At 42.5% G+C, this 18,182-nt stretch carries 20 protein-coding genes; all 20 read left to right on the top strand.

Annotated elements, in window-relative coordinates:
- Positions 1-3 precede the first annotated feature (3 nt).
- Positions 4-861: a F0F1 ATP synthase subunit gamma gene (locus SAY88_RS01000; RefSeq protein WP_332628612.1), complete on the top strand. Its 858-nt coding sequence runs from the start codon at positions 4-6 to the stop codon at positions 859-861.
- Between the two features lie 157 nt (positions 862-1,018).
- Positions 1,019-2,428 carry a F0F1 ATP synthase subunit beta gene (gene atpD, locus SAY88_RS00995; RefSeq protein WP_332628611.1) on the top strand — a complete coding sequence of 470 codons (1,410 nt, stop codon included), beginning with the start codon at positions 1,019-1,021 and terminating at the stop codon, positions 2,426-2,428.
- A gap of 55 nt (positions 2,429-2,483) precedes the next feature.
- The gene (locus SAY88_RS00990; RefSeq protein WP_250096827.1) at positions 2,484-2,885 is read left to right on the top strand and encodes a F0F1 ATP synthase subunit epsilon; all 402 of its coding nucleotides are present in this window, start codon (positions 2,484-2,486) and stop codon (positions 2,883-2,885) included.
- Positions 2,886-3,584: 699 nt separating this feature from the next.
- Positions 3,585-3,821 carry a DUF1146 family protein gene (locus SAY88_RS00985; protein ID WP_250096828.1) on the top strand — a complete coding sequence of 79 codons (237 nt, stop codon included), beginning with the start codon at positions 3,585-3,587 and terminating at the stop codon, positions 3,819-3,821.
- Positions 3,822-4,668: 847 nt separating this feature from the next.
- Positions 4,669-5,988, top strand: coding sequence for a UDP-N-acetylglucosamine 1-carboxyvinyltransferase (gene murA, locus SAY88_RS00980; protein ID WP_332628610.1), 1,320 nt, complete (start codon positions 4,669-4,671; stop codon positions 5,986-5,988).
- Positions 5,989-6,205: 217 nt separating this feature from the next.
- Positions 6,206-7,231, top strand: a complete 1,026-nt coding sequence (gene spoIID, locus SAY88_RS00975) for a stage II sporulation protein D (RefSeq protein ID WP_332628609.1) — start codon at positions 6,206-6,208, stop codon at positions 7,229-7,231.
- A 211-nt stretch (positions 7,232-7,442) separates the two neighbouring features.
- Positions 7,443-8,300 (top strand): stage II sporulation protein SpoIIQ, encoded by an 858-nt coding sequence (spoIIQ, locus tag SAY88_RS00970; protein ID WP_332628608.1) that lies wholly within the window; start codon positions 7,443-7,445, stop codon positions 8,298-8,300.
- A 200-nt stretch (positions 8,301-8,500) separates the two neighbouring features.
- Positions 8,501-8,677, top strand: coding sequence for a hypothetical protein (locus tag SAY88_RS00965; protein WP_250096833.1), 177 nt, complete (start codon positions 8,501-8,503; stop codon positions 8,675-8,677).
- 380 nt (positions 8,678-9,057) lie between these two features.
- On the top strand, positions 9,058-9,360 hold the full coding sequence (locus tag SAY88_RS00960; RefSeq protein WP_332628607.1) for a DUF4212 domain-containing protein: 303 nt from the start codon (positions 9,058-9,060) through the stop codon (positions 9,358-9,360).
- Positions 9,361-9,402: 42 nt separating this feature from the next.
- Positions 9,403-11,064, top strand: coding sequence for a sodium:solute symporter family protein (locus SAY88_RS00955; protein ID WP_332628606.1), 1,662 nt, complete (start codon positions 9,403-9,405; stop codon positions 11,062-11,064).
- Positions 11,065-11,284: 220 nt separating this feature from the next.
- A complete protein-coding gene (locus SAY88_RS00950; protein WP_332628605.1) occupies positions 11,285-12,949 on the top strand; it encodes a DUF294 nucleotidyltransferase-like domain-containing protein in 1,665 nt (554 codons plus the stop codon).
- Positions 12,950-13,004: 55 nt separating this feature from the next.
- A complete protein-coding gene (locus SAY88_RS00945; protein WP_332628604.1) occupies positions 13,005-13,676 on the top strand; it encodes a 3'-5' exonuclease in 672 nt (223 codons plus the stop codon).
- Between the two features lie 96 nt (positions 13,677-13,772).
- Entirely contained in the window at positions 13,773-14,057 is a 285-nt protein-coding gene (spoIIID, locus tag SAY88_RS00940) for a sporulation transcriptional regulator SpoIIID (protein ID WP_332628602.1), read from the top strand.
- Positions 14,058-14,178: 121 nt separating this feature from the next.
- A complete protein-coding gene (locus SAY88_RS00935) occupies positions 14,179-15,183 on the top strand; it encodes a rod shape-determining protein (RefSeq protein WP_250096838.1) in 1,005 nt (334 codons plus the stop codon).
- A 77-nt stretch (positions 15,184-15,260) separates the two neighbouring features.
- Positions 15,261-15,458: a flagellar hook-basal body protein gene (locus SAY88_RS00930; protein WP_332628601.1), complete on the top strand. Its 198-nt coding sequence runs from the start codon at positions 15,261-15,263 to the stop codon at positions 15,456-15,458.
- Positions 15,455-15,895, top strand: a complete 441-nt coding sequence (locus SAY88_RS00925) for a flagellar hook-basal body protein (protein WP_332628600.1) — start codon at positions 15,455-15,457, stop codon at positions 15,893-15,895. Before SAY88_RS00930 ends, SAY88_RS00925 begins: the two co-directional genes overlap by 4 nt.
- A gap of 83 nt (positions 15,896-15,978) precedes the next feature.
- Positions 15,979-16,080 carry a flagellar basal body rod C-terminal domain-containing protein gene (locus SAY88_RS00920; protein ID WP_431308824.1) on the top strand — a complete coding sequence of 34 codons (102 nt, stop codon included), beginning with the start codon at positions 15,979-15,981 and terminating at the stop codon, positions 16,078-16,080.
- A gap of 57 nt (positions 16,081-16,137) precedes the next feature.
- A complete protein-coding gene (locus SAY88_RS00915) occupies positions 16,138-16,779 on the top strand; it encodes a DNA-directed RNA polymerase subunit beta (RefSeq protein WP_332628599.1) in 642 nt (213 codons plus the stop codon).
- 115 nt (positions 16,780-16,894) lie between these two features.
- Positions 16,895-17,317, top strand: coding sequence for a 3-hydroxyacyl-ACP dehydratase FabZ (fabZ, locus tag SAY88_RS00910; protein ID WP_250096842.1), 423 nt, complete (start codon positions 16,895-16,897; stop codon positions 17,315-17,317).
- A gap of 495 nt (positions 17,318-17,812) precedes the next feature.
- The gene (locus SAY88_RS00905) at positions 17,813-18,085 is read left to right on the top strand and encodes a hypothetical protein (RefSeq protein WP_250096843.1); all 273 of its coding nucleotides are present in this window, start codon (positions 17,813-17,815) and stop codon (positions 18,083-18,085) included.
- The last annotated feature ends 97 nt before the right edge of the window (positions 18,086-18,182 follow it).

Below are 18,182 nucleotides of genomic sequence, written 5' to 3'. Positions count from 1 at the left end.
GAAATGGCTTCAATGCGAGATATAAAAGGACGAATTACTTCGACAAAGAAGACAAAGCAAATTACAAAAGCGATGCAAATGGTATCAGCTGCTAAGTTGAACCGTGCGCAGCAGAATGCGCAGTCATTCCAACCATACACGGAAAAAATTCGTGAGGTGGTAGCAAGTATTGCATCTTCTTCAACAGAAGTTTCTCACCCGATGCTAGAAGAGCGTCCGGTAAAGAAAACGGGCTATGTTGTGATCACTTCTGACCGTGGGTTAGCTGGAGGTTACAATGCAAGTTTAATTCGTTCCCTTCTCAAAACGATTAGTGAGCGTCATAAATCACCTGATGAGTACGGAATTATTGTCATCGGTCGAATCGGACGTGACTTATTCAAAAAACGTAATCTTCCAATCATTCAAGAAATCACTGGGCTAGCGGATCAACCAGATTTTAACGATATTAAAAATTTGGCGAAGACAACAGTTGAGATGTTTTCTGATGGGGTGTTTGATGAGCTATACGTGTGGTACAACCACTTCGTAAGTGCACTTACACAGGAAGTAACGGAGTCAAAGCTCTTGCCGCTTACAAACATTGCGGAAGGTGTGACGACAACAGCGTATGAGTATGAGCCGTCTGAGCAAGCCATTTTAGAACGTTTATTGCCACAATATGCAGAAAGCCTTATTTTCGGTGCATTGCTTGATGCAAAAGCAAGTGAATTTGGTGCACGTATGACGGCAATGAGCGCTGCAACAGACAATGCAACTGCTCTCATTGATGATTTAACATTAATTTACAACCGAGCACGTCAAGCGGCGATCACACAAGAAATTACGGAAATCGTCGGCGGGGCTGCAGCTCTCGAATAAAACAAAAGAGGTCTCTCAGAGTAGGGAGTCTCATTAATAAATCAATAGGAGGGTTTCCTTTTTCGGTTAATAAGTGTGAAAAAGGAACGCTCCGACATACAAGGAAGAAGGAAGATCCTTCAACCTTCAAGTAGTAGTGAATAGGAGGGACTAAAAAATGAATAAAGGTCGCATTACTCAGGTAATGGGTCCAGTTGTTGACGTAAAATTCGACAGTGGAAACCTTCCTGAAATCAACAATGCATTAACTGTTTCGCAAAAGAGCGATAACAATGCTGTTGATGTAAACGTTACTCTTGAAGTTGCCTTGCACCTTGGCGATAACTCAGTTCGTACAGTTGCAATGGATTCAACGGATGGTCTAGTACGTGGAACAGAAGCAGTAGATACAGGTGCGCCAATTTCTGTACCTGTTGGTGAAGCTACACTTGGACGTGTATTCAACGTGCTTGGAGAAGCAATCGATCTAAAAGATCAAGTTCCAGCAGATGTGAAGCGTGATCCAATTCACCGTGAAGCTCCTAAATTTGAAGAGCTTTCAACTACGACGGAAATCCTTGAAACAGGGATTAAAGTCGTTGACCTTCTTGCACCATACGTTAAGGGTGGTAAGATCGGTCTATTTGGAGGTGCCGGTGTAGGTAAGACGGTACTTATCCAGGAATTAATTAATAACATCGCTCAAGAGCACGGCGGTATCTCGGTATTTGCTGGTGTAGGTGAGCGTACTCGTGAAGGAAATGACCTTTTCCACGAGATGACTGACTCTGGCGTTATTAAGAAAACGGCAATGGTATTTGGTCAAATGAACGAGCCACCTGGAGCACGTATGCGTGTTGCTCTTTCTGGTTTGACTATGGCTGAGCATTTCCGTGATCGTGATGGACAAGATGTACTTCTTTTCATCGATAACATCTTCCGTTTCACGCAAGCAGGTTCAGAGGTTTCGGCCCTATTAGGTCGTATGCCTTCGGCCGTTGGTTACCAACCAACACTTGCAACAGAAATGGGTCAATTACAAGAGCGTATCACGTCAACAAAAGTTGGTTCAGTAACATCGATCCAAGCGATCTATGTACCAGCCGATGACTATACGGATCCAGCTCCAGCAACGACGTTTGCTCACTTAGATGCAACGACGAACCTTGAGCGTAAACTTTCTGAGATGGGTATTTACCCAGCGGTTGATCCACTTGCATCAACATCACGTGCGCTTTCTCCTGAAATCGTTGGAGAAGAGCATTATGAAGTTGCTCGTCAAGTTCAGTCAACTCTTCAAAAGTATAGAGAATTACAAGATATCATTGCGATCCTTGGTATGGACGAGCTTTCTGAAGAAGATAAGTTGATCGTTGCGCGTGCGCGTCGTATCCAATTCTTCTTATCTCAAAACTTCCACGTTGCAGAGCAGTTCACTGGCCAACCAGGATCTTATGTACCAGTTAAAGAAACGATCAAAGGCTTCAAAGAAATCCTTTCAGGTAAGTATGACGATCTTCCTGAAGATGCATTCCGCCTAGTTGGTCGTATTGAAGAAGTAGTTGAAAAAGCTAAACAAATGGCGTAAATAGCGCTTTATCAAATATTAAAACCCGGTTTTGCTACTTTAGGAGGGTTTTCAAATGCCGACAATTCAAGTAAGTGTTGTTACTCCTGATGGCAAGGTGTATGACGGTGCTGTTGATATGGTCGTTGTTCGCACAGTAGAAGGCGAACTCGGTATTTTACCAAATCACATCCCGTTAGTTGCTCCATTAACTGTTGGAGCCGTACGCTTAAATAAAGGCACCACTGTGGAAAAAGTAGCTGTGACTGGTGGATTTGTTGAAGTCCGTCCAGACCAGGTAACGATTTTAGCAGAGGCAGCTGAGTTGCCTTCAGATATTGATGTAGACCGTGCAAAAGAAGCTGAAAAACGTGCGAGACAACGTATTGATTCAGCTAGATCAGACGAAATTGACTTCAAACGTGCTGAATTAGCACTTAGAAGAGCTGTAAACCGTCTTGATGTTGCAGGTAAATAATCTTTACAAAAATAAGACGCCTTTTGGTGTCTTATTTTTTTGTTTTGCTAATACTATAAATGTGGGACTATTACTTCCTATTTATTCCATTGAAAAGTTGCTTATTTGTTCATTGTTTTGTGTCTAATTTGTTAACAGAAATTGTGTGTTTTTTGTGGAAAATGGTGCAAAATGAGCGGTTTGGGTAGTACTTTTTTTAATGTTGGTTTATTGTATTTTTAGTGTGATGTTGAAGTGGTTTAGTGTCCAAAAGAAAAAGGGTAAATCGTCCTTTTGAAGCTGTGCTACGAAAAGTGGCAATGGCTCCGCGCGCCGTACGCTTTTTGAGAAACCCGCTCAAAAGGCTTAAGAGATAACGGCGGTTGGGCACATTACGAAGTATCAATAAGAGGGAGGACGTCCTTTTTAGAAGCTGTGCTACGAAGAGTGGCAATGGCTCCGCACGCCGTACGCTTTTTGAGAAACCCGCTCAAAAAGCTCAAGACACAACGGCGGCTGCGCTCATTGCTTAGTCCAAAAGAAAAAGGGTAAATCGTCCTTTTTCTTTTGGACTAAAATAGGTCCGAACAACTAGAAAAATCGTGTGGATTTTTTACAATGAATCAGTTATGATGGAAAATGGGCTGAAATTTGTAGAGATGCTGATACAAAGGTAGGTTCGCCGTTTTTTTGATCATGAATAAGGGAGTAATGATGACGATGTTTGATGGATTGGGACAGCAAGCGGTCATACATATTGTGGTCAATGTGTTTTTCATTGGCGTTACATGGTGGGCATTACAATCTTTTCGATTTGATCTTTTTGTAAGAGAACCAAAGGGTCCGAAGGCAAAAGTCCTCATGATAATCGTGACGATTGCCATTGCTCAATTGGTTAGTCAGTTCTTTCTTGATTATCTATATTCTTCACAAATGCTTAAGTATTTGTGGGAGTAAGCACTTTCAAGTTTGACTACAACTTCCATGTATGCTTAGTCTTCTTCAGGAAAAAATGATAGTAATAAACGTTTTCTTGGGGAGGAGAACAACGTGGGTAAGGTTTGATTGTTCTTGTAATTGGTTTGAATCTTTCTGTTAAAGGGTATGAAGATGTTCAGCGGGCAAAAATAGACGTTCTGTCATATCAGCAACTATTCACTGGGTTTCAAAAAAAAAAAATGAAACTTTAGAGCACATTTAATCGTTTAAAGAATTGAGCATTCCGCACGCAGTTGCGTCGAAAACATTCGATGGATTGATGAGCTCTAGATCGAACAGCATGATGGATTGGTGATATAGGTGGGACTGAATAGACATGCTCACTTTACATAAAAATCCAAGCGATTAGGTTCCTGGATCAATTTCATTTAACGCTTTATCCAACACCAATGAACAACGTACCTAGGCATCTATACGGTACATGGAACGAATGGATCTGTACTTGAATCTAATATAGTATGCAATATTAATGTAGGAATTGGATTTGCGACTATATGTCCAGCTATAGAGGTTTCAAGCAGATTCTCCCAACAAAGATACGAGAGAGAGAGAGTGGGATCTTCGAATTTTAAGCTGAAACGGTTAGCTCACTGACTTCCTCAGTTTGTTCTCCTTTTCCGCGTATAATTCAAAATGGACACCATAATTAGAAAAAAAGTAAAAAAATATGAATGTCCAAGTTGCAATTTGAGACTTCAATGAAGGATTGGGCGCAGGGACAACGTTGACAATAGGAACGCCTATTATTACGACTGAATATTGATGATAGAGAAGAGACTATAATTTAGACGCGGAGGGGAATACGTTGGAAAAAATTATTGTCCGGGGTGGCAATCAGCTACGCGGCACTGTTAAGGTAGAAGGCGCGAAAAACGCAGTCTTACCTGTAATTGCTGCATCAATTCTAGCAGGCCGCGGCACAAGCCACATATATGATGTGCCACAATTGGCAGATGTATACACGATGAAAGAAGTATTAAGTAATTTAAATATCGATGTCAAATATGAAGATGGGAAATTTACTGTAAATGCAGAAAAACCATTAAAGACAGAAGCACCATTTGAATATGTACGTAAGATGAGAGCTTCTTTCCTTGTAATGGGACCTCTTCTTGCGCGTGTAGGAAAAGCAAGAATTGCTCTTCCAGGCGGTTGTGCAATTGGTTCACGACCAATTGATCAACACTTAAAAGGGTTCGAGGCAATGGGTGCAACTGTAGAGATCGGAAATGGATTTATTGAAGCACGTATTGACGGCCGCTTGCAAGGTGCGAAAATTTATCTAGACTTCCCAAGTGTAGGTGCAACAGAAAACATCATGATGGCAGCTGCAATGGCAGAGGGAACGACGATTATTGAGAATGCTGCAGAAGAGCCTGAAATTGTTTGTGTTGCTAATTACTTGAATGCGATGGGCGCGAAAGTCCGCGGTGCCGGTACTGGTGAAATCCGTATCGAAGGTGTTGACGAATTAGTAGGTGCAGAGCACACGGTAATCCCTGATCGTATCGAAGCTGGAACATTCATGGTAGCAGCTGCGATTACAAAAGGGGATGTATTAGTCGAAGGTGCTGTTACTGAACATTTACGTCCACTTATTGCAAAAATGGGTGAAATGGGCGTCAAGATCATTGAAGAAGAGAACGGGCTACGTGTTGTGGGACCTGAGAAGTTAAAGCCGGTTGACTTTAAAACAATGCCTCATCCTGGGTTCCCAACTGATATGCAAGCACAAATGATGGCATTACTGCTAGCTGCAGACGGAACAGGTGTCATCACAGAAACAGTATTCGAAAATCGTTTTATGCATGTAGAAGAATTTCGTCGCATGAACTCGAACATTAAGATCGAAGGCCGTTCAGCCATCATCACAGGACCAAACAATCTTCAAGGTGCAGAAGTTTCTGCAACTGATTTACGTGCAGGGGCTGCCTTAATCATTGCAGGTCTTATCGCAGATGGTGTTACTCGAGTAATGGAGTTAAAACATATCGACCGAGGATACGTCAACTTAGCTGGAAAACTTCAAGCACTAGGTGCAGACGTAGAGCGAATTGAGGAAGAACTAGAAGAAGAAATTGAAAATCTAGAAGCTCCAGCTCCACTACAAATCAAATCAATCTAATTATGGATAGCAAAGAGATACAAATCGAATGGTTTGTATCTTCTTTTTTGTTAGGCTGTTTATAATCATTTTTTCGCTTAACAGGTCTGTTGCATTGCTCCCCTCCACACCATACATCCCCGCAAAATCTCTTATTTTTACATATCGCAAGTGAGTTCTATTTCCTGCCAAGCTTTCATATACTTTTTTAGACAGATTAGTAAATGGAGGATCAGACATGAAACGACTTCTCGTTGTAGCCACTATTTTATGCACAGTTGTGCTCATTATTCCAGCCGTATTAGTAGTATTTCTTTCAGATCCTGCAGAGAGTACGACGACCGTCACTCGGACAATCACGTTAGAAGAGGCAGAAGAGCAATTTTCATATGTTCCTGAGGACGATGTCTTCGTTACCGTTTTTCGAACAGCAACCGAACAATTGGAGGAAACTCCTTTAGAAAGGTATGTTATGGGGGTTGTGGCGTCTGAAATGCACGCCAATTTTGAAATGGAAGCTTTAAAGGCACAAGCGTTAACGGCACGTACTTATATGGTGAAGCATATTTTACAACCGCGTACTGAACAGCTGCCAGAAGGGGCGATGGTGACTGATACGACGAATCATCAAGTCTATAAGAATGAAGAAGAGTTAAGAGAGCTTTGGGGTGATGATTACGAACGTAACATGGCGCGTATTCAGGAGGCTGTGCTGTCTACTCAAGGTCAGGTGTTAACGTATGAAGGGGAGCCAATTGATGCGTTGTTCTTTTCAACGAGCAACGGATATACAGAGAACTCAGAAGACTATTGGGGAGATGAAATCCCTTATTTGCGTAGTGTAGAAAGCCCATGGGATCAGGTGTCCCCTCGATTTTCTTCAGAAACAAGCGTGACGGTTAGTGAGTTTCAAGAAAAGCTTGGAGTCACACTGCCTGACGACGGTTCAGTAGGGGCCATTTTAGAGCGTACAGAGGGTGGACGCGTGGCCAAGGTAGTTATTAATGGAAAAGAGTTTACTGGTCGTGATGTGAGAGATAAATTAGCGCTAGACTCATCTGACTTTCAGTGGCAGCGTCAAGGAGAGCAGGTTACGATTCAAACAAGAGGATGGGGTCATGGTGTTGGAATGAGCCAATTTGGAGCTGATGGCATGGCGAAGGAAGGCAGCAACTATACCGACATCATCCACCACTATTATAAAGGGGTAGAAATCCAGCCAGTCGATCCATTTGTATCTGAAATGTTAGCAAAAGCTGAATAATGTATTGAAAGATCCTTGAGTCACTCAAGGATCTTTTTTTATGGAATCTAGAAAAAACCTCTTACCAATCCGCAACACTAAGCCTATTCACAACTTTTTTAATAAAGTGCATAAAAGAAACCCGTTTGTCGAAAACTAATTTAAAAAAAGTTTTTGCAAGATGTATACATTTCTAGCAATCTGATCAGAATGATTGCTGAGGTGATGGAAAATGAGAGAAGAAGAAAACAATCGCTCTTCTAAATCTGAAGAAAAACTAAATGTAAAAAATTTATTACGTAAGCGTTGGGTATTACCTGCAGTATACTTAGTAGCTGCAGCTGGTGTGTTAAGTGCCGTTTTTGTTATGCAAGGTGGAGACGAGTCAGCAGCACCAGAAGATAGTGTTGAAGTAACAGATCCAAACTATACTGGAGATATGAACCCATATGGTGAAGATGCTGTAGCTGTTACGGCTTCATCTGAAGTTGTAAAAATGCCTGTTGTTGATGAAGAAGAAGTCACTGTTGTTGGGTATTTCTATGATGTGAATAGTTCACCTGAAGAACAGCAAGAAGCTCTTGTATACTACAATAATACGTATTTCCCAAATAAAGGAATGGACTTCGCTCATGTAGATGGTGAAAGCTTTGAAGTAGCTGCTGCCCTAAGTGGAACAGTAGTGAGAGCAGAGAAAGATTCATTGCTAGGTTATGTCGTTGAAATCTCTCATGAAGACGGTGTCGTTACACACTACCACAGTTTAGAAAATGTGGAAGTGGAAGAAGGTGCAACACTTGAGCAAGGTGAGATTCTTGGCCGTGCAGGACGCAACAGTTACAATGCTGACGCTGGAATCCACGTACACTTTGAAATTCGTTATGATGGCGTTGCTGTCAATCCAAATGATGTGTTCCAACAACCAATTGACTCTGTAAGAGACATTGTGGATGAACAAGAAAAAGAAGAAGAAAAGCCAGCTGAAGAAGAAGATGGCAAAGAAGATGGCACGACAGATGAAGAAGAAGTCACACCTGAAGAAAACAATGACGAAGGTGAAGACGAAGAAGAACAAAGTGAAATCGGCTAAACGAAGCCAAGCACAAACTGACTTACAAATGAAAGTCAGTTTGTGTTTTTTTTGTCGTACAGAAATGTTTGACAAAAATCTGAAATTTTGAAATAATGTGATATAGAACAGGGGGTAGGTATTATAATTTTATTGTAACAGCCACCTTTTTTTAGAATAATAATGATAACGCTTACAAACTGGCATTGGAGGGATCTAAAATGATGTATGTCTTTCTAGTAATTTTGCTGTTATCTATTATTTTTACATTTCGCTTGAAAAAACCATTATTGTTGTCCGTCCCCTTTATCTCCATTTTCATCTATATGATTGTCCAAATTGCAATGGTACCGCTCGGCTTCTTTGAAACAGTAAGATTCATTATGGGGTTGAGATAAAATGAACAAAAAAAATAGAAGTCATCTACGTCTAATTCAGACCGACCATTCAGTATGCTCACAGTGTAAACGTGGAGAACTCGAAGATATGCCGAATTCCAGGTATGTCATCTTTCTCAGTGTGCTGCCATGGGTATTAGCAATGCTGTTAGTTTTTACCGTTCACCCGCTTTTCTTTCTTTTTGTACCGATTGTGACGATTATCAACATGTACATTTCAAAAAAGCAAAAACCTCTCAAACGATGCAAGTCCTGTCACAAAATCCAACGACACCTAAGAGCCATTTAAAAGATAAGTTTACTCTGTAAAGGAGGCGATGAAGTAGCTTAGCCAGCTGCGCATAAAAACGAGGTTGATAAAAAACGAGGAGGAATGAGTTGTGAAGAAAATTGATAAAAAAGTGGCGGATGCATACTTTTGTGCTCGTACTTGGCTAGTCGTCATTTGCTTATTCATCGGTGGTCTTGTTTCGTTTGGTGTTGTAGCCTTTGCTGAACGCTTTGCAGAATTTACAATTATGGGAATGCCGGCCCATTATTATATGGGGGCACAAGGAGCTGTTGTTACCTTCGTCATCCTGTTATTTGGAAACGCCATCATAAGTGATCAGATCGATAAAAAGTTTGGAATTGATGAAGAACATAATACGAGAGTTAGTTCTGGCAAGGTGTTAGATCACTAGGTTTGAAACGGAAAATAGAGACCTGCAGGGGGGAATAAATCAATGGATCAGCAAACAATTGTGTCGTTACTTCTCATTTTGGCAACATTTGGACTTTATATTGGTATTTCTGTCTACAATAGGGCGCGAGCAACCTCTGACTTTTACGTAGCAAGCCGTGGTGTTCCTCCTTTCTGGAACGGGATGGCAATTGGTGGAGACTGGATGAGTGCAGCCTCTTTCATCGGAATGGCCGGGACAGTCATGATTCTTGGGTATGACGGTTTAGCCTACATTATGGGCTGGACTGGTGGGTACTTATTCCTTACATTCTTACTAGCACCACAGCTTAGAAAATATGGACGTTACACGGTTCCTGAATTTATCGGTGACCGCTTTGATAGTAACGCCGCACGATTAATCGCTGCGATTGCAACGATTATCATCAGTTTTACATACATCATCGGTCAGCTAGCAGGTTCCGGGGTGGTCATCGGACGTATCCTCAACATTCCATCGATGTATGGAACGATGATCGGGGTCGTTGTTATTGCAATCTACGCGACACTCGGCGGGATGAAAGGGATCACGTGGACACAAGTAGCACAATACATGATTTTAATCATTGCCTATATTATTCCAATCGTCTTCATGTCTTTGCAAGTGACAAACAATCCGTTGCCATGGTTAACGTATGGCAACATCGTGACACAGCTTGGGGAGCTTGACCGAGAACTCGGGATATCGGAGTATTTTGCTCCATTTGCTGAAAGTGACAAATCACAATTTATTGCTCTAATGTTTACATTAATGGTTGGTACAGCAGCGCTTCCTCACGTTATCGTTCGCTTCTACACAGTAACAACGATGAAAGCAGCACGTTGGAGCGGCGCTTGGGCACTTGTTTTTATCGCCCTTCTATACTTATCAGCTCCTGCTTATGCAGCATTCTCTCGTTTCATCTTAATGACACGTGTAGCAGGTCAGCCACTTGATCAATTACCAGCATGGACTGAAACATGGGTAAATACAGGTTTACTTCAGCTTGCTGATACGAATGGGGATGGCATTCTTCAATGGTCTGAGATTGTCATTTCAAATGATATCGTCGTCATGGCGACACCAGAAATTGCGAACCTCGGTGTGTTTGTTATCGGTTTAGTTGCTGCCGGTGCGATGGCAGCCGCCCTTTCAACAGCCGGTGGTCTATTAATTACGATCTCGTCCTCGTTTGCACACGATATTTACTACCGTTTATTAAAACCAGATGCAAGTGATAAAAAGCGTTTAGCAGCAGGACGCTGGGCAATTGTGTTAGCAACGGTTGTAGCTGGGGTTGTGGCGTTGAATCCACCAGGCGTAATTACTCAAATTGTTGCTTGGGCGTTTGGTCTTGCAGGTGGAACGTTCTTCCCGGTCTTGCTTCTTGGTGTATGGTGGAAGCGTTGTAACAAACAAGGTGCGATTGCCGGGATGTTAACGGGATTAACGGTTACACTCACATATATTTTCTTAGCACGTTCAGGCATAACACTATTTGGTATTCAAGATACAGGTGCTGGTTTAATTGGGGTTCCAATTAACCTACTTGTTACGATCCTTGTTTCAAAAATGACAGCAGCACCATCGCAAAAACTTCAAGATGAAGTCGTTGACCTTCGTTATCCAGAACAAATGACGTATCGCGACGGAGAGGTATGGATGGATGAGGGAGCAGGAAAATAAGTTCGACACGCAAATCCGTGAGCACCCAATATTCAAAGGGCTCAGTGACTCTGAGTTTACCGAATGCTTGGGTGCCTGCGCTCTCAAATCCTATAAAAAAGGCGACAAGGTGCCCTACATTAAGGCACCAAGAGAAGGACTTCTGCTTATCCTAAAGGGGTTAGCAGAAGTTTTTGTTGCAACAGAGCTTGGGCAGCACCAACAGAAGGAGGTCCTGGAGGTGCTCGAGCAAAACGATATGATTGGTTTTTCAAGCTTAGCCGATTTTTTAGGAGGAAAAACAGAGGACCCCAAGCGCTACGAGGTAGAAGTCGGTGCGGTCGAGGAATCGGTCTGTCTCCATATTCCATACACGGTTGTCAAAGCGCGGTGGGAAGACCCGTCCGTACGAGATTTTGTATTGCAGCAAGCGACGATTCGCCTGCGTGATATTTATGGCTCATTTGCTGAGCAAGTGCAGCTAGCAAGCAAATGGGGAGAGAGCGAACCGTTTATTCGGAGAATACAAGATATTATGAATGAACCTGTTGTCGTCGCTGATATGGATGATGATGTGCAGGATATTGCTGGAAAGATGGTGGAGCATTCCACAAGCTCTGTTGTCGTATTAAATGATAGCGACCAATTGATTGGGATTGTTACGGAAAAGGATCTCGTGCAACGTGTGGTTGCGCGCGGACTAGGTGCTGGGACTGTCGCTCGTGAAATCATGACTCCACACCCTTTCATTATTGCCCGGGACGCGTACTACTACGAAGCGATGTCGAGTTTTCTGATGAATGGCATTAAGCATTTGCCGGTGATGGACCGCGGCCGTGTCATTGGGATGGTGACATTATCTGATTTGCTGCGGAAGAAAAATCGAGGGACGATGGAGCTTTTGCAAACCGTTGAGGAGTCAACGATTGAGAATCTACATGAGCTTACATCTGCTTTTTATGATGTGTTAGGAAATTTGATTCAAGACGGGATCCCAACTGTCCATACGCTTGATGTGATGACAAAGCTGTATGATCGCTTCGTTCGTCATGCGATTGAGCTTGCTGTTGATGAGGTCGGTGAGCCTCCTGTTGCATTTGCTTGGTATATGATGGGGAGCGGCGGTCGGAAGGAACAATTTATGTTAACGGATCAGGATCATTTTCTCGTTTATGAGGATGGCGGCGATCAGGTGGTTGTTGATGAGTATTTTGAAAAGTTAGGTGGTAAGATTGTTCGTTGTTTAGAAGCTGCTGGCTATAAACGGTGTAAAGGTTTGATGATGGCGAGTGAACCGCAGTGGCGCGGGACACTTACGGTTTGGAAGGAGCGTTTGCGCAGCTGGGGTGTGAGGGCAACGAATGAAAATATTTTACTTGCTCATAACTTTTTGGCGTTCCGTTACGTTTATGGCGATGAAGCGTTGCACGACCAATTTGTGACAGGTGTGAAAGAACAGCTTGAGCGGTCACGTATCTTCTTATATAGAATGGCTGAACTTGAGAAAGAGAAGCCTGTGCCGACGTTTGATCATCCAATTCGTGCGTTGTTTCGGATGAAGCGGGAGTCGGTGGATTTAAAAAAACAGGCGCTTTTTCCATTTCACCATTGCCTACAGCTGCTTTGTGCGAGAAAGGGGCTCGTTGGAGGGGGAAGTCCGTTAGAACAAATGGAATGGCTCGTGAAGAAAAAAGTACTGTCAGAGGAAACCGCTGATGAACTGCGCTTTGCCTATGAGGTGGTGCTCCGGATTCGTGTGGAGTGCGGATGGGAAGCCTACCGCACTGGGAAAGAGAATGATAGTTTAATAGATTTCAACCACTTACGAACGAAGGATAAAGAAGAACTGCTGTTAGCACTTAAAACCATTCGAGCACTGCAGAACCAAGTTGTCGGGATGTATTGAGGGGTCAGACCCCTCTTTACTCTATTTATTAAAGCTAAAGGGGGTGCTCCACTCCGTGTTTTGGAAGAAGCCTGTTTTACCAGCGAGCCAGTCGATCACCAACACTGAAACGTCTCTTAACACCCCGATCTCTGATATCACCTTTACTGTATTCGACACGGAGACGACAGGGTTTGCGGTAGGAAGGCACGATCGGCTCATTGAAATTGGAGCGGTTCATGTGAAGGGAAACCGAGTCCTAGAAGAGGAAACGTTTCATACGCATGTAAATCCAGAGAGAAATATTCCACAAGAGATTACTGAGCTCACCGGTATTTCCTTGGAAACAATTCGACATTCTCCGAGCTCGCTTGAGGCGATTGAAGCGTATCTACAATTTAATAAGCAAGCAAACAGCACGATTTGGGTCGGGCACTATGTGAGCTTCGACTTGCTAGTCATAAAAAAAGAGTTACAACGTCATCAGTATCGTATTGATATGCCTACAACAATCGATACACTTGATCTAATTGGCTATATAAACCCGTCTAAGCACATGCTTGATTTAGAAGTTTACGCTAGTCAATTTGGCACAAGAATCTATAATCGCCACGAGGCCTTAGGAGATGCACTAACAACGGCGCACCTTTTTTGTGAGCTGTTATATCACCTTGAAATACGCGGCAAACGTACATTTGCCGACCTTTTGGCTATTAGTGACATGTCTAAAAGGAACATACAATTCTGAAAAGTCAAGCATGTCCTTGCAAGAATGTGGTATATCTGTGGACTCCCCCTAATAAACTGTACCAAATCACCAACACAGAATTAGGAGGCGAGTCGTGTGCACGATTACATCAAAGAGCGAACTATCAAGATAGGTAGGTATGTTGTTGAGACAAAGAAAACGGTGAGGACGATAGCCAAGGAGTTCGGCGTCTCAAAAAGTACCGTACACAAAGACCTCACAGAAAGATTGCCAGAAATTAACCCGGAGCTTGCAAATGAAGTGAAGGAAATTCTGGAATACCACAAGTCCATCCGTCACCTGCGCGGAGGAGAAGCTACAAAGGTGAAATATAGGAAATCTGAAGACTCAACAGAACCAATTATGAAAGCACCAAATTAATTGTCAAACAATTTTTCCAAAAAAGTGACCCCTGTCAGAACATTATGTGATAAAATAAAAAATTAGGTAAATCGTAATACTAAATGCGATTATGTTCGGATAACAGGGAGGAAAAAGAATCATGTTTGGTCGCGATATTGGAATTGATCTAGGTACTGCAAATGTCCTCATTTACGTAAAAGGTAGTGGAATTGTCCTAAATGAACCGTCTGTGGTTGCGGTTGAAACAACAACCAATCGAGTACTTGCAGTAGGGGAGGAAGCGTTCCGTATGGTCGGACGTACACCAGGAAATATTGTTGCCCTACGCCCAATGAAAGACGGTGTCATTGCAAACTTCGAAATGACTGAATCAATGCTCAAACATTTCTTAAGCAAGATCAACGTCAAAAGTCTTTTCTCAAAGCCTAGAATTCTGATCTGCTGCCCAACTAATATTACATCGGTTGAGCAAAAAGCAATTCGTGAAGCAGCAGAGAAAAGCGGTGGGAAAAATGTTTATTTGGAAGAAGAACCAAAAGTTGCTGCAATTGGAGCAGGGATGGATATATTCCAGCCAAGCGGGAACATGGTCGTAGATATAGGCGGTGGAACAACAGATGTTGCTGTTCTTTCGATGGGGGATATCGTCACCGCCTCTTCCATAAAAGTAGCTGGTGATCGTTTTGACTCAGACATCTTGGCATACATAAAGAAGAAGTATAAGCTCTTAATTGGTGAGAGAACGGCTGAGAATATCAAAGTCCAAGTTGCAACAGTATTTCCGGGTGGACGACAAGAAGAAATTGACATTCGCGGACGTGATATGGTAAGTGGACTTCCAAGAACAATTACGGTACACTCAAAAGAGATTGAAGAAGCATTATTGGAATCTGTTTCATACATAGTCCAAGCTTCACGACAAGTATTAGAACAAACCCCTCCAGAGCTTTCAGCAGATATTATTGATCGCGGCGTTATATTAACAGGCGGAGGAGCCTTATTGCACGGCATCGACCAACTGCTTGCTGAGGAGCTTAAAGTTCCTGTATTAGTTGCAGAAGAACCAATGCATTGTGTTGCAAAAGGAACGGGGATTATTTTAGAAAACCTAGATCGTATGTCAAGTAAAAAAGTACGTATATAAGCAGGACAAGCAATTAGTAAAGTTGCAGGAGGAATAAGAGCATGCTTCGTGGAATGTAGTACGGGGCTGCGGCAGGGATGATTGCTGCTGTGACAATGGGGCAGATTCAAAGAAAGCTTGATATGATTTCACACAACATTGCAAACACAACAGGCTATAAGCGCCGTGAATCAACGTTTTCTGATTTGCTTTATCAGCAAGTGAACAATCAATCAAAAGTCGAAGTTGAAGTAGGACGTTTCACCCCAAATGGCATACGTGTTGAACAGGAGTGAAAATTGCTCAAACGGCTGTTCGAACAGAAGTTGGAGCTCTTATGCAGACCGAGCTCCAACTTGATTTTGCGTTAACGGAAAAAAATCATTTCTTCCGTATTCAAGCGATTGAAAATGGTGCACCAGTAGAGCGCTTAACAAGAGATGGAGCGTTTTACTTAACGGAATACCCCGATAACGTCGAAACGTTAGCTCTAGTAACAAGTACTGGTGATTTCGTTTTAAACCAAGCCGGTAACCGTATTAACTTACCAAGAAACTTTCAATCTATTAATTTTTCTGGAGAAGGCCAATTACTTGTTACAATAAATGATGGAACGGTACAAAACGTCGGACAGCTTGGTTTAACGAATGTATTAAAACCACAGTTGCTTAATGCTGTTGGAAGCAATATGTATCGTTTTCCTGATCTGCAAGCATTAGATTGGGACTTTTAGATGTACAGGAAAATATTGCATCGAATGGACAAATAGTGAGCCAAGGTTTTCTGGAAGGATCCAATGTAGACTTGAGCAAAGAAATGACTGAGTTAATTGAAGCGCAGCGTCATTATCAATTCAACGCGCGTTCTATTTCAATGGCGGACGAAATGTCTGGATTAGTAAACGGCCTCCGCAGATAATAAAAATAGACGCAAGAAAATCAGCATGAACGGCTGAACAGATTTGAGGAGAAAACGATGACTGATAATCGATCAAAAGAGAAAAGCCGAAAAATAGAATCAGAGCTAGCAGAAGAGAAGGGCTTGAACACCGAAGAGACGGAGCTTGTGGAATCTTCCAAAAAAAATGATGCAGCTAACGCTGAAGAAGCGTTGAATGACACGTATAATGAGGGTGCATCCAACGAGCTTGAGCTTTCAAATGACGACGAACAGATGCTTGATCAAGAACTGATAAGCTCTGAGCATATGACCGAGACAGAGCTTTTAGATGAGGTGGAAGACCTCAACAAGCTTGATGACAAAAACTCGCTCACGTTAGGAGACGAGGATCTATCCACAGATGAACTTTTAGATGAGGAAGCTCTTGGTAACAAAAACGAGGAGCTTGTCGATTCAGAGGCACTTGCTCTTCAAGCGCAGGAAAAAAATCAAGATGAAGAAGATACAAGAGAGACACGAAGAAACAAGCGCCCTAAAAGGGAGCGTCTACGTCTCATTCCAATTTGGCTTCGTCTTGTCATTTCAATTCTCTTAGTTGGGGGAAGCTTAATTTTAGGTGTGATCGTTGGCTATAGTGTCATCGGCGGTGGTGAAGCTGGTGAAGCCACAAGGCCGGAAACATGGTACCACATTGTTGATATGATTCGAGGACGCTAGCAGTCCTCGATTTTTTTGCTTTTGGCATTGGAAGCATGTACCTGGGCTGTTATTCATTAGCAAGAAAGTTATGCTATAATTGAAGAAATATACATATTGAAGGGATGAATGCTTCATGCTTACTATTGAAGAAATCAAAGAAATTATACCTCATCGTTACCCATTTTTATTAGTTGATCGTATTTTAGAAATTGAAGAAGGAAAAAAAGCGGTTGGAATCAAAAATGTCAGTGCAAATGAGGAATTTTTTAACGGCCATTTTCCTGACTATCCTGTTATGCCAGGCGTTCTAATTGTGGAAGCGTTAGCTCAAGTAGGAGCAGTAGCCATTTTAAAGCCTGAGGCAAACCGTGGCAAGCTTGCTTTCTTCGCTGGAATTGATAACTGTCGTTTTAAAAAGCAAGTGAAGCCTGGTGACCAATTACGCCTAGAGGTGGAAATTGTCCGCTTAAAAGGACCGATCGGAAAAGGACATGCCATTGCAACGGTCGATGGTGAAATTGCTTGTGAAACAGATATTACATTTGCGGTTAAGTAAATCAAAGCAATGCAGAACGAATGAAATCATACAAACGTGAGAAACTATACAGAGTCTATCCCGCTACAACGGATAGGCTCTGCTTTTGTCTATGTCTAGCTCGCTTTAGTACTTTAGAAGGAAGCCACTGAAAAAGGTACAAACAAACCTTTTTCAGTACCTCGATTAAGTAGCAATGGCTCTGCATGCTGCGCGCCTGCTACGAGAAACCCGCTCATAGCAGGCTTTTCAAAAAAGGAAGCTGCTCCTCACATTGCTTGGAGGGCACTGAAAAGGTACAATTCAACCTTTTTCAGTACCCTCGTGAAGAAGTACTGAGGGGTCTGACCCCCTTTATGGGAAAATGTGTGACAAGGTGAGAAACTTGTTAGACATTTCCAAAAAAGTGCGCAATTCGTAGACGAGCATGAATAATCTTGCTAAGATACACAAAGACTAACAGCAAGCCAAAGATATATCTGCTTAGTCATATAAAAAATTTTGGGGGTAATTATTATGAAGAAAATTTTAATGACCACAGCGGCAGCTGCACTAACAGTAGGTTTACTTGGAGCTTGTGGAGCACCTGCAGAAGAAGAGCCAATGTTAGATGATCCAGCTGTTGAAGAGCCTGCAGTAGAAGATCCAGCAATGGATGAGCCTGTAGAAGAAGATCCTGCGTTAGATGATGAAGAGTTCGACACTGAAGAAGAAATCGACATCGAGTTAGATGAAGAAGAGGGCGACGAATTCGCTGACGAGGAAGAAGACGAAGAAGAAGCTAACTAATTACTGATATAGGAACCTATCGCTTACGGGCGGTAGGTTTTTTCTTGTTTGGGGTCATTGTTTGGGGTCAGACCCCTCGGCGGTGCTGTAACGCGGT

Source organism: Halalkalibacter flavus, assembly GCF_036663575.1.
GTDB lineage: Bacteria > Bacillota > Bacilli > Bacillales > Bacillaceae_D > Halalkalibacter > Halalkalibacter flavus.
This window is presented reverse-complemented; position numbering and strand designations above follow the sequence as displayed.